The organism is Methylomonas rivi (assembly GCF_024505165.1).
In the GTDB taxonomy this organism is placed as follows: domain Bacteria; phylum Pseudomonadota; class Gammaproteobacteria; order Methylococcales; family Methylomonadaceae; genus Methylomonas; species Methylomonas rivi.
On sequence record NZ_JANIBK010000030.1, the window covers coordinates 1 to 11618 of the forward strand.

Annotated in this window: 13 protein-coding genes and 1 riboswitch; of the genes, 2 read left to right on the top strand and 11 right to left on the bottom strand. The window is 51.1% G+C overall.

Annotation, left to right across the window (positions count from 1 at the left end):
* Positions 1-12: 12 nt before the first annotated feature.
* From NP596_RS07955 to ccmA, 11 genes are all read right to left on the bottom strand, one after another.
* Positions 13-393 carry a type II toxin-antitoxin system MqsA family antitoxin gene (locus NP596_RS07955; RefSeq protein ID WP_371927922.1) on the bottom strand — a complete coding sequence of 127 codons (381 nt, stop codon included), beginning with the start codon at positions 391-393 and terminating at the stop codon, positions 13-15.
* An 815-nt stretch (positions 394-1208) separates the two neighbouring features.
* Entirely contained in the window at positions 1209-2588 is a 1380-nt protein-coding gene (gene hemN / locus NP596_RS07960) for an oxygen-independent coproporphyrinogen III oxidase (protein ID WP_256614774.1), read from the bottom strand.
* The gene (gene ccmI / locus NP596_RS07965; RefSeq protein WP_256614776.1) at positions 2588-3793 is read right to left on the bottom strand and encodes a c-type cytochrome biogenesis protein CcmI; all 1206 of its coding nucleotides are present in this window, start codon (positions 3791-3793) and stop codon (positions 2588-2590) included. Before ccmI ends, hemN begins: the two co-directional genes overlap by 1 nt.
* On the bottom strand, positions 3790-4251 hold the full coding sequence (locus NP596_RS07970; RefSeq protein WP_256614777.1) for a cytochrome c-type biogenesis protein: 462 nt from the start codon (positions 4249-4251) through the stop codon (positions 3790-3792). The genes ccmI and NP596_RS07970 overlap by 4 nt, the downstream gene beginning before the upstream one ends.
* Complete coding sequence (locus NP596_RS07975; RefSeq protein ID WP_256614778.1) at positions 4248-4787, bottom strand: DsbE family thiol:disulfide interchange protein; 540 nt, start codon at positions 4785-4787, stop codon at positions 4248-4250. Before NP596_RS07975 ends, NP596_RS07970 begins: the two co-directional genes overlap by 4 nt.
* Complete coding sequence (locus tag NP596_RS07980; protein WP_256614779.1) at positions 4780-6729, bottom strand: heme lyase CcmF/NrfE family subunit; 1950 nt, start codon at positions 6727-6729, stop codon at positions 4780-4782. Before NP596_RS07980 ends, NP596_RS07975 begins: the two co-directional genes overlap by 8 nt.
* Entirely contained in the window at positions 6726-7160 is a 435-nt protein-coding gene (gene ccmE / locus NP596_RS07985; protein ID WP_256614780.1) for a cytochrome c maturation protein CcmE, read from the bottom strand. The genes NP596_RS07980 and ccmE overlap by 4 nt, the downstream gene beginning before the upstream one ends.
* Positions 7157-7321 carry a heme exporter protein CcmD gene (ccmD, locus tag NP596_RS07990; protein WP_256614781.1) on the bottom strand — a complete coding sequence of 55 codons (165 nt, stop codon included), beginning with the start codon at positions 7319-7321 and terminating at the stop codon, positions 7157-7159. The genes ccmE and ccmD overlap by 4 nt, the downstream gene beginning before the upstream one ends.
* Positions 7318-8079: a heme ABC transporter permease gene (locus NP596_RS07995; protein WP_256614782.1), complete on the bottom strand. Its 762-nt coding sequence runs from the start codon at positions 8077-8079 to the stop codon at positions 7318-7320. The genes ccmD and NP596_RS07995 overlap by 4 nt, the downstream gene beginning before the upstream one ends.
* A gap of 5 nt (positions 8080-8084) precedes the next feature.
* Positions 8085-8759, bottom strand: coding sequence for a heme exporter protein CcmB (gene ccmB / locus NP596_RS08000; RefSeq protein WP_256614783.1), 675 nt, complete (start codon positions 8757-8759; stop codon positions 8085-8087).
* Complete coding sequence (gene ccmA / locus NP596_RS08005; RefSeq protein ID WP_256614784.1) at positions 8750-9382, bottom strand: cytochrome c biogenesis heme-transporting ATPase CcmA; 633 nt, start codon at positions 9380-9382, stop codon at positions 8750-8752. The genes ccmB and ccmA overlap by 10 nt, the downstream gene beginning before the upstream one ends.
* A gap of 245 nt (positions 9383-9627) precedes the next feature.
* Between ccmA and NP596_RS08010 the strand changes: the two genes are divergently transcribed.
* Positions 9628-9816 (top strand): hypothetical protein, encoded by a 189-nt coding sequence (locus NP596_RS08010; protein WP_256614785.1) that lies wholly within the window; start codon positions 9628-9630, stop codon positions 9814-9816.
* A gap of 799 nt (positions 9817-10615) precedes the next feature.
* Positions 10616-11221 (top strand): PEP-CTERM sorting domain-containing protein, encoded by a 606-nt coding sequence (locus tag NP596_RS08015; protein WP_256614786.1) that lies wholly within the window; start codon positions 10616-10618, stop codon positions 11219-11221.
* 284 nt (positions 11222-11505) lie between these two features.
* Positions 11506-11584, top strand: a riboswitch (cyclic di-GMP riboswitch).
* The last annotated feature ends 34 nt before the right edge of the window (positions 11585-11618 follow it).

Sequence of the window (11618 nt, forward strand, 5' to 3'; positions counted from 1 at the left end):
GCCTTCGGCGGCCTACGCGGCTTGAAGCTCGGCCAACAATTCCGGGTGGTTGTTGATAAGAGTCAGCAAACAAAGAACCCCGCCGGGGACAGGAAAACGGCCTTGCTCCCAGTCCCGGAGGGTGGCGACCGGGGTTTGGATGTACTGGGCCAGGGTTTGCTGTGATAGACCGGTTTTGGTGCGGACGGTGCGCAGCAGTATTTGACCTTTTGTTGTTGTTCTGCCCTCGCTTGCTTGCATTTCGGCGAGGCTTTGGCGCAGATCCTCTAACGATTGGCCGGCGTCTGCTTCTATGGCTTTGGCGATTTTTTCTATGTTCATGTTATGCCCTCGGTATGTATGCGGGTTTGATATTGGTCTGTTCTGATTTTTGATAAATGGCCACCAAAACAAGCGTGCCTTGTTCGGTGAGGTTGAAGTAAATCACGCGTGCGCCGCCGCGTTTTCCCTGGCCAGCGGTTGACCATCTAACCTTTCTGGCACCGTCAGCGCCAGGTATGACATCACCGGCCAAGGGATTTGCGGCTATCCAATCGATAAACGCCAGGCGCTCTTCTTCAGACCAGATTTTAGCCGCTTGTTTTTGGAATGTTGGGGTTTCAATAACGGTACGCAGGGGACTATTGTACGGGAATTCCGTATATTTGCAAGCATAAAAAACCCGCCTAAGCGGGTTTGAGAATTTAGAAATCGGCAGGCACCGGCGAAAAAAGGGAAAAAATGTGGCTTAGCGTTACGATTGGTTCCGGAGCTTCGTAACGGTTAATCTGCGATCGTATCGTAACGTTAAGACTGCAGATTCGGCAAAGGGGTTGCAACAGTAGCACCCGCACCCGAAAAAAAGGTCACTATTTCGCCGTCCACATCGCAATAATACTCGTAATCCTGCTTTCTACACTGTTTGCCATCTACGTGGCGCAGCTGGTGTGAAGCATTAGAGAGAATATAACGATCATGACCAGTCTTGTAAACATCGGCCTTATATTTAACGTTTTCCGAGCTGTTCACTTGATTTGCAGGCGGGACACCCGTTTTATCAACAGAACAAGCCTTTTTGCAGTACCAACGGATAAAAACTGATAGAGGTCGGTGCGGATTCCGGCACGCCCGGCCAGAGGGCTTCGGCTAGTTTTTTATTGCCGGAAAATCAAATAGCTTTTCAAGCATTTATTTACGCTCTATTACCTGCAGCCGAATGGGTAAGAAGATCAAATCACCCGCGAAAACTGCTGCTGCTTTTGTGCTAGGTATTTATCGAACACCATGCAGATGTTACGAATCAATAAACGGCCGGCCGGCTGAACTTTGATGCCGGCTTCATCCAGACCGATCAAACCATCGTCCCGCATGCTTTTGAGATTATTCAATTCGGCGGCAAAGTAATCCGCAAACACAATATCGAATTGCTGTTCGATGTTGCCGAAGCTCAAATCGAAATGGCAAATCAATTGCGTGATCACGGCGCGGCGTAAATTATCGTCGGCATCCAGTTCCACGCCTTTGAATACCGGCAAGCGGCCCGCCGATATGGCCTGATCGTATTGCTCCAGTTCCTTGTGGTTTTGCATATAGGCGTCGCCGACCCGACCGATGGATGTCACGCCCAGTCCGATCAAATCGCAATCCGAATGGGTCGAATAACCTTGGAAGTTGCGATACAGCTTGCCTTCGCGCTGGGCCACCGCCAACTCGTCGTCCGGTTTGGCGAAATGGTCCATGCCGATATAAACGTAGCCGGCATCGGTGAGTTTTTGTCCAACCATTTGCAGAATTTCCAGTTTCACGGCCGGACTGGGTAAATCGGCTTCGTCGATTTGGCGCTGGGTTTTAAAGCGGCTGGGCATGTGCGCGTAATTGAAGATGGAAAAGCGATCCGGCGCATAAGCCAATACTTGCTCCAGGGTTTTGGCGAAAGTTTGTTCGGTTTGCAGCGGCAGGCCGTAAATCAAGTCGATATTGGTGGAACGGAAACCTTCCTTGCGCGCCGCTTCCAGCACGGCAAAGGTTTGTTCCTTGCTTTGCATGCGGTTGACGGCTTTTTGCACATCCGGATCGAAATCCTGCAACCCAAGGCTGATGCGGTTAAAGCCCAGCTCGCGCAATTGAGCGATGGTCTTATCGTTGGTTTCGCGCGGATCGACTTCGATGGAATATTCGCCGCGGTCGTCATCGTGTAAATTGAAATGTTCGCGGGTGGTATCCATCAACCGCTTCATTTGCTCGTAACTTAAAAACGTCGGCGTGCCGCCGCCCCAATGCAGTTGATTGACCTCGCGCTGTTTGTCGAACAAAGCGCCCTGCATGGCAATTTCCTTGCACAGATTGTCCAGATACGGTGCGGCATGGGCACGGTTTTTGGTGACGATTTTGTTACACGCGCAGTAAAAACATACGGTGTCGCAGAATGGAATATGAAAATACAGCGAAAGCGGCCCGCCCGCCGCATTGGATTTGGCGATATGCCGGCGATATTCGGCATCGCCGAAACCTTCATGCAACTCCAACGCGGTTGGGTAGGAGGTATAACGCGGACCGGATTTGTCGTAACGATTGATCAGTTCCAGGTCAAACTTGATTGATTGATCCATTATTTGACTTCTTGGTTGATTAAAACGGTAGCCACTCGATCGGCAAAAGGCTGAGAGAGTTCCGTACTGCCGATCAAGTCGCCCGGCTGAGTCGTGGCTTGACCCGATTGCGATAAGCGGGCAACGATTCTGAGTTGCCGGTAGTCGCCTAAATGCGTGCTGGGTTGCATCGCCATGCTATCGTTCAAAACCAGCTTAAGCGGTAAGTCGGCTAACTGCTTCCGCACGATGGCCAACGGCATTTTCGGTCCGGTTACGGCCTGAGCGTAAATAAACAGCGTGGTATCCGCGGGTAACTTGGCTTTAAGAGCGGTATCGGTATCGATATCGACCCGCACCTGAATCTCGACAGCGGGCACGGCGGCGGCCTGTTTGGCCAGCTCTGCATCCAATGCGGCCAGCATTTGCCGTACTTGCGGCAAGGATTCGGAATTCGCCGGCAGTAAGGCCGCCAGTTTTTCCCAATAGTGCTTGGCTTGCTTATAGTCGCCTTGCTCCGCTTTGGCCATCCCGGCCAACCATAAGGCATTGTTGTTTTCGGGTTGTTTTTGCAACACCCGGCCGATCAGCTGTTCAGGTTCGCCGGCCATGCGGCCGCCGCGCGACATGGCCAGGTTATTGGCATACTGCAATTGCACATCGATATCTTCCGGCTGCATACGGTACAGCTTGGCATAGACATCGGCGGCTTGTTGGTATTGCTGCAAATAACTATAGGAGCGTGCCAGCATTTTCCAGCCTTCCATATCGTCGGGCTGCTGCCGCAGGCGTTGCTCCAGCTTGGCTATCATCTGGGCGACATTTTCCGCCGCTTTGGTTTCATTGGCCTGCAATTCGATTTTATTCAAGGCATTGACATCGCCGAGCATTAAATAAATGAATACACTCAGGCAAGGCAGCAGTAGCGCCAGAAGCGGAATAACCCACCTGCCCTGTCGATTCGAAGGCTGCGTAAGCACGGCCGCCTGTATATCGTCGTTCAAGATCAATTGCAGTTCGGCATATTGTTCGTCGAACTGGGTTTGCGTCAGTACACCGTCCTGCAATTGCTGCTTCAATTCAGCCAAACGCTGGCGGGCGATTTTGATATTGCGTTGTTGATGGTCGTCGTCAACCGGCAACTGCTTTTTCAATAATGCCGGCACCAGCATCGCCAGCGCCGCCAAAATCAGGCCGGCAACGATTAACCAAAATAGCGTATTCAATCCTCTTCACCTTGTTGCAATAATTCGTTGAGCTTGGTTTTTTGCCTGCCATCCAAAGCTGTTTGCGCCGCTGTATTTTTTTTGTGACGCGCCAGCAGAACCACCGTGACGATGCCGATCAATAAAAAGGCGATGGGACCCAACCACAATAAACCGGTTTTCATGCCGAAGGCCGGCCGATACATGACAAAATCGCCATAGCGTTGGGTCATGAAATCCACCACATCCTGCTGAGTCTTGCCCTGTTGCAACATGTCGTAGACTTGCTGACGCAAATCCTTGGCCAGATCGGCATTGGAATCGGCGATGGTTTGATTTTGGCACACCAGACAACGTAGTTCGGAGATCAGGGTTTGGTAGGCCTGCTCCTTGGCCGGATCGGTAAAAGGATGGTATTCCACCACAGCAGACACTGGCAGGGCCAGCAGGCACAAAACCAGTGCAATCAGCGTTTTCATGCCGGCTCCAGGTTCAGGGTTTGCAATAGCGGCAGGAAAATACGCTCGATGTCGCCGGGTTCGACCGGACCGGTATGCTTGTAGCGGATCACGCCGCGCTTGTCGACCACAAAGGTTTCCGGCACGCCGTAGACGCCGTAATCGATACCGACCCTGCCGTCGCTATCCATGATACTCATGTCATAAGGGTTGCCCAGTTGTTGCAGCCATTGCGTGGCGGCTTGGGCTTCGTCTTTGTAATTCAGGCCGACGATGGTCACCAATTTACGTTTGGCCAATTCCAGCAATAAAGGATGTTCCTGCCGGCAAGATACGCACCAGGAAGCCCATACATTCAGCAGCCAAACCCTGCCCTTTAAATCCTGTTGGGACAGAATTTTCTCGGGTGTTTCCAGGATCGGCAACGAAAACGCCGGCGCGGGTTTGTCGATTAAAGGCGACGGAATGTCTTTCGGATTCAGACGCAGCCCAATCGCCAGAAAAACCGCCAGCACCACAAACAACAGCAACGGCATTAAATATTTCAGCTTAAGCATGCGCAACCACCGCTTTTTTGTTGAGCAGTCGATAGCGCCTGTCCATGGCGCCCAATAAACCGCCCGCCGCCATGAACACGCCGCCCATCCATATCCAGCGAATAAAGGCTTTGTAATAGACGCGCAGACTCCAGGCGCCCTCCTCGCCCAAGGGTTCGCCGATGGCCACGAACAAATCGCGGAACAGGCCGGCATCGATGGCGGCTTCGGTCATCGGCATGGTTTGCACCCGGTACACCCGTTTTTGCGGAGCCAGCTCAGCCACGGTTTCACCGTCGTGCGTCACCGTCAAATAACCTTGCTCGGCCCGGTAATTGGGGCCCTCGGTCGATTTGACGCCATGAAAACTAAAGATATAACCGAACATATCCAGCGTATCACCCGGGGCCATCCGCACATCGCGTTCCATGCTGTAGACGGAGGTCATGGTAATTCCGACTACGAATACCGCGATGCCTATATGCGCCACGGTCATGCCGTAGAAGCCTGCTGGGATTTGTTGCAAGCGTGCAAACGACCAGTTTTGCACGCGTTGCTTGAACGCAAATCCGGTTATCGCCAAAGTCCACAAAGCCAGACTTAAGCCCAGAACCGCCGCCCAGGAATAAAAAGGCATCAGCAAAGGCAATGAAACGGCAACGGCAATACAGACAACAGCTATTAGCCATATCGATTTTGGCAATGCCTTTAAATCGTCCCGCTTCCAATGCAGCAACATGCCGAAGCCCACCACAATGGCCAAGGGCGCCATTAACGGAATGAACACCGCGTTGAAATACGGCGGACCCACCGACAATTTACCCAAACCCAGGGCGTCGATCACCAATGGATACAAAGTACCCAATAAAATGCTGGCGGCGGTCACCACCAACAGAACGTTGTTGATCAACAACACCGATTCGCGGGAGACCAATTCGAAACTGGCGCTGCTTTTTACCTGCGGCGCCCGGATCGCATACAGCAGCAACGATCCGCCCACCACCACGGCTAAAAACACCAGGATGAATACCCCGCGAGTCGGATCGCTGGCAAAGGCATGCACCGAGGTCAACACCCCGGAGCGAACCAAAAACGTGCCCAGCAAGCTGAGGGAAAAGGCAAATATCGCCAACAACACGGTCCAGGTTTTAAACACCCCGCGTTTTTCGGTGGCCGCCAGCGAATGAATCAAAGCGGTACCGACCAGCCAGGGCATGAAGGAAGCGTTTTCGACCGGATCCCAAAACCACCAGCCGCCCCAACCGAGTTCGTAATAAGCCCACCAGCTACCCAATGTAATGCCGATCGTCAAAAACAGCCAGGCTACGCTGGTCCAGGGCCGCGACCAGCGCGCCCAGGCCGCATCGAGCTTGCCTTCGATCAAGGCGGCAATCGAAAAGGCAAAGGCCACGGAAAAACCCACATAGCCCATGTATAGCATCGGCGGATGAATCGCCAGGCCGGGATCCTGCAGCAGCGGATTCAAATCCCGCCCTTCGGCCGGAGCCGGGAACAAGCGCTCGAACGGATTAGAAGTGAACAGCAAAAACAGGATAAAACCGACGCTGACCAGCCCCATCACACCCAGCACTCGGGCACGGGTGGCATCCGGAATGTGCTTGCTGAACATGGCCACCAAGCCGGTCCAGATCGACAAGGTCAACGCCCATAGCAATAGAGAACCCTCATGCGCCCCCCAAACCCCTGACACCAGATAAATAAACGGCAAACCGGTATTGGAGTTTTGCGCAATATATGCCACGGAAAAATCATGCACGATACAGCTATAGGTCAGACAGCCGTATGCGAGCGCCATGAACAAGAGTTGACCGAACGCGGCCGGTTTGGCGACATGCACCCAGCCCGCGATGCCTTTCGATGCGCCGACCAACGGCAACGTGCCTTGCACGACGGCCATGCACAAGGCCAAAATTAGGGCAAAGTGGCCGATTTCGGGAATCATTCGGCCTCCGGGGCTTTTTTCAGGCTATCGGCCACTTCCGGCGGCATGTAGTTTTCGTCGTGCTTGGCCAACACTTCTTCGGCAACAAATACCCCCCGGCTATCCAGGCGGCCCTTGGCGACGATGCCCTGCCCTTCCCGGAATAAATCCGGCAAAATGCCGCTGTATTCGACGGTCACTTCCTTGCTGAAATCGCTGAGTTTGAAACGCACCAACAGATCCGCCCCCGGCCGTTCCACACTGCCCTTGACCACCATGCCGCCCAAGCGGAATAAGGCGTCCCGGGGCGCTTTACCTTCCGCAACATCCGTGGTCGAGAAAAAATACATCAAATTTTCGTTAAAAGCCTTCAAGGCGAAGGTTGCCGCCAAGCCGATACCCACCAGCATCAAGCCGATCAGCATCAATCGTTGTTTCCGGTGTGGTTTCATCGTTGTCCGCGTTTTTGTTTAAGGGCCAGTTGTCTCAGCAGTTGTTTGCGCAGCACGATGGGTGCAAACAGATTCCACAGCAACACCGCAAAGGTAATGCCATAGGATGTCCACACATAAAAGGCGTAACCGCCCATGGCAAAAAAACTTTCCAACGTCATGCTTTGTTCTCCAGCAGGCTTTTCACCCATTGCGCCGACGGCTCGCGTTTGATCAATTCCAGTTTGGCGGACTGCAGCACCGCTATCGCGTAATACAGCTTAAAGGCGCCCGCCATCAGCAATAGCGGAATCAACATACTGATATGAATGGACGGTTTGTCCATTTTGCTGACCGTCGGCCCTTGATGCAGAGTGTTCCACCATTCCACCGAATAATGAATGATGGGGATATTCACCACACCCACCAAAGCCAAAATCGATACCGCCCTGGCCGCACTGCGCTTGTCTTCTATTGCACCGTACAAACTTGTGACACCCAGATACAAAAACAGCAGGATAAGTTCCGAAGTCAAACGCGCATCCCACACCCACCAAGTACCCCACATCGGTTTGCCCCATAAAGACCCGGTCACCAAGGCCACGAAGGTAAAGCCGGCGCCGATAGGTGCGCTGCTGATCAGCATCACTTCCGCCAACTTCATACGCCAGACCAGCGCAATACCGCCCATCACCGCCATCAGTACATAGATAAACAAAGACATCCAGGCAGCCGGCACGTGGATATAAATGATCCGGTAACTGTCGCCCTGCTGGTAATCGGCCGGCGCCGCCACCAGTCCGCCGTATAAACCCGGAATCAGTAACAATAAAAACAGTACCGTCAGCCAAGGCACCAACTTATCGGCCAGCGCATAAAAATGCGGCGGCGAGGCGGTGCGGTGAAAAAAACGGCTGAGGGGAGCGGGAATAAAAGACATAGGCGTTAATTAACACTCATTTTCAGCGCCGCCGCGGTGGGCAGCGGGGTTAGAACCAAGGCCAACAGCAACATGGCCAATAAAATATTGATTTGCGCGGATACCGGCAAACCGCTGGCGGCCCTGTCCACGGCGCCGCTGGCAAAAATCAGCACAGGAACGTACAACGGCAGCACCAGCAGGGACAAGATCATGCCGCCGCGCCGCAAACCGACGGTCAGGGCCACGCCGATAGCGCCGATCAGGCTCAGCAGCGGTGTAGCCAGAATCAGGGTCACCCACAGGGTAGGCATGGCTTGCCCGGGCAGGCCCAAGAACAAGGCCAGCAAGGGCGCCACCAGCAGCAACGGCAAGCCGGTTACCAGCCAGTGGGCGAATATTTTACCCAACACCAACACGGACAGCGGATGAGGACTGAGCAGCAATTGTTCCAGCGAACCGTCGTCAAAATCCGAGCGAAACAAGCCGTCCAGCGACAACAAGGCCGCCAGCAACGCCGACACCCAAATCACGCCGGGCGCCATGGCCTGCAATAAATTGGGCTGCGCGCCCACCGCCAGCGGAAATAGCGTCACCACCAGCACGAAAAAAAACAACGGGTTGGCCATTTCGGCGCGGCGGCGAAACGCCAGCAGTAAATCCCGCCGGACAATGGCGAAAAAAGCTTGTATTAAAGACATGAATCCAGATGAATGCGTTGCAGGCTGAGGTGCGGGAATGTCAGATCATGGTGGGAGGTCAATATCACCATGCCGCCGTTTTTAGCGTGGTCATCCATTAAAGTTTCGATGAGTTCCATGCCTTGTTTATCCAAGGAAGTAAAAGGTTCGTCCAAAATCCATAAAATATTGCGAGTGATGAGCAGACGCGCCAGGGATAAACGGCGCTTTTGTCCGGCGGACAGCGATTGCACCGGATTGTCGTCGTATCCGCTCAATTGCACTTTTTGCAAGGCCTGATCGATGCCGTATTGGCCGGGTTGGCTCAAGGCCAGGGCAAAACGCAGGTTTTCCAATACCGTCAATTCCTTTTTGGTGCCGTCGGCATGGCCGACATACGCCATGTCGGCAAAATAACTACTCTCCGCGGCCGGCCGGCCGGACCAATAAATTTCGCCGCCGTCGGCCTCGCGGAAACCGCATAAAATCCTTAACAGCGTGGTTTTGCCGCTGCCGTTGCTGCCTTCCAACAATAAAACCTGGCCCGGACGCAAGCCAAAACTCAAGCCGGAAAACAGCGATCTATCGTCGCGGCGGCAATACAAATCGGCCACTTCAAGCATTGCGGGTTGCAAATGTTCCATCAAATTCAATCTGATTCCATCTCAAAAGAGCGGCATTTTACCAATAATTCGGGCCCGGATGGCGAAACGAGGATAAAGGATATCCGAAATTCGAGATAATTTCCCGCCGCTAGTGGGGTTGGGCGGGTTACAAAAGCAGGCACGGACGCATGAATCGCTACCTCGCAACCGACAGGGTGCTAGGCAAACCGATGTGGATATTATGGAAACGCTTGGCGAAATCCTGTTGTCGGGCGAGACAATTAATGAAATTTTCCGAATGCAAGCCGAGCTCTATTTTCGATTACCGATATGAAGATTTCGAAATCGAGCGCTACCAATGCCATCCCGACATTAAGGGTATCGATTTCGAATTAAAGCTTCAGGAAACAGCTTTGCAACTCCCCGCATTAACCATAGTCGATTCGAACGCACTCCGGCAGCCGAGGCGTTAAAAGATCACAGGCTTTTCAGTTTAGTCAAATGGCTTAAGGCAAAACTTGGTAAGATTTTTTGTTGCTAACGACTGCATCGACAAGTTTTTCTTATTTTTTAAAGAGACGGAAGTCTGAATAGTCAAATCAAAATGTCAGTATTTCTTACACCTGCCTTAGCCTCTTTAATCGTCGTTTTAGGGGTTTAGCCAAATGGCTTAAGGCAAAACTTGGTAAGATTTTTTTGTTGCTAACGACTGCATCGACAAGTTTTTCTTATTTTTTAAAGAGACGGAAGTCTGAATAGTCAAATCGAAGTGTCAGTATTTCTTACACCTGCCTTAGCCTCTTTAATCGTCGTTTTAAGGGGTCTAGGCCCAAATCTTCGAACTTGTTCTATTAGGGTTCACGGCTGAATATTCGTTTCCAGAGAGATAAAATCACTCTTCTGTCAGATAGGTGTTCACACCATAACGCCTAGAGGGAACCGAGACATTTGATAATCATTATTTTATTATATTGTTGAATTTACTGACAGAAACTTTTACAGGCTTTCGGTTTAGCAGCCCTCTTTTTCAGCAAACGCCGCATCACAATCACTGATCGATGTTGATTTGCTGCCAAACACTTAATCGATAAGTTTTCCATATTTTTTGAGGGGTCAAAAGTCACATCAACACCTACCAAGGTGTCACTATTTTTTACACATACACTGACCTCTCGAATTAATTAAAAATAGCTTTATATTTATCAGCAACTTATATTTTGGCATTGAATATGCCTTTAAATTGGCATCCCTTAAACAATATAAGGAAATACCATGAATAAGTTTTTTTTGGGTTTACTTGTTAGCTGCCTTATTGGTCAGACTAACGCCGCATCATTTTCAGAGATTGGTGATGCGGGCGAATTACTCGATACTGCGCAAGTAACTGTTGGCAGCGGTCCTCTCACCTCAATTTCCGGCTCTTTAATTAATTTAGGGCAAGCTCCAGATGATGTGGATGATATCGATCTTTTCAAGATATTTATTTCGGATACCGCTTTATTTTCGGTAACAGTTACTTCCGATCTATCCGCGGATAATGATTCGACGCTGTTTTTATTTGACTCCCTTGGCCAACTGGTCGATTTTTCCGATGATGTCATTGGCTTAATTCCTCAGTTCAATCCTGGAGACATTGATGACTTATCCATCGGCACCTACTTTTTAGGTTTCGCCCTGTATGGCACATGGCCCGATGCTTCACTAACCGAACCGCTTTCCGGATGGGATCGGGACCCATTTCCTTTTCAAACCGGTGATTACAGGCTTGACTTAACGGGTGCCGAATTTTCCGATGTGCCGGAACCAACATCTATTGCTCTGCTAGGGCTTGGCTTGGCCGGAGTGGGTTTTTCAAGAAAAAGAAAATCGCCCAATTAACTTAATTATTGACAATAGAAAGCCTCGAATTTTATCGAGGCTTATTTGCATAAATAGGCGCTTGCGGTTTTGCCAAGAAATTATTAAATGATCACCAATAAAAAATATCATGATTATTTATTATGTTTACCGAGGCGCCTGCTCCATTCCTGATGAAATATGAGTTATCCATGTTCCCATCACATATTCTAATTTTAATTTCTATATAACAAACAGAATTACCGACTTAAATACTCCGTTTTTTTTGCAACCATTTTGTGGTATCTATACTTCTAATTAAACAAATCCATTAATACCAAACCTATTGTAAAGTAGGGGCGGAAAGTCGCGGGTCCTTCCCGGAAGGAAAGCCGGATTACCGAACATCGACCTCGTAAGCGTCGCAAGCTGTTCTTTA

Bases quoted from the DNA above. Each gene is read 5' to 3' on its own strand.
- ccmB (WP_256614783.1), bottom strand. From the start codon at position 8,759: ATGTCTTTAATACAAGCTTTTTTCGCCATTGTCCGGCGGGATTTACTG.
- NP596_RS07975 (WP_256614778.1), bottom strand. From the start codon at position 4,787: ATGCTTAAGCTGAAATATTTAATGCCGTTGCTGTTGTTTGTGGTGCTG.
- NP596_RS08010 (WP_256614785.1), top strand. From the start codon at position 9,628: ATGAAATTTTCCGAATGCAAGCCGAGCTCTATTTTCGATTACCGATAT.
- NP596_RS08015 (WP_256614786.1), top strand. From the start codon at position 10,616: ATGAATAAGTTTTTTTTGGGTTTACTTGTTAGCTGCCTTATTGGTCAG.
- ccmA (WP_256614784.1), bottom strand. From the start codon at position 9,382: ATGGAACATTTGCAACCCGCAATGCTTGAAGTGGCCGATTTGTATTGC.
- ccmE (WP_256614780.1), bottom strand. From the start codon at position 7,160: ATGAAACCACACCGGAAACAACGATTGATGCTGATCGGCTTGATGCTG.
- ccmD (WP_256614781.1), bottom strand. From the start codon at position 7,321: ATGACGTTGGAAAGTTTTTTTGCCATGGGCGGTTACGCCTTTTATGTG.
- hemN (WP_256614774.1), bottom strand. From the start codon at position 2,588: ATGGATCAATCAATCAAGTTTGACCTGGAACTGATCAATCGTTACGAC.
- NP596_RS07970 (WP_256614777.1), bottom strand. From the start codon at position 4,251: ATGAAAACGCTGATTGCACTGGTTTTGTGCCTGCTGGCCCTGCCAGTG.
- NP596_RS07995 (WP_256614782.1), bottom strand. From the start codon at position 8,079: ATGTCTTTTATTCCCGCTCCCCTCAGCCGTTTTTTTCACCGCACCGCC.
- NP596_RS07980 (WP_256614779.1), bottom strand. From the start codon at position 6,729: ATGATTCCCGAAATCGGCCACTTTGCCCTAATTTTGGCCTTGTGCATG.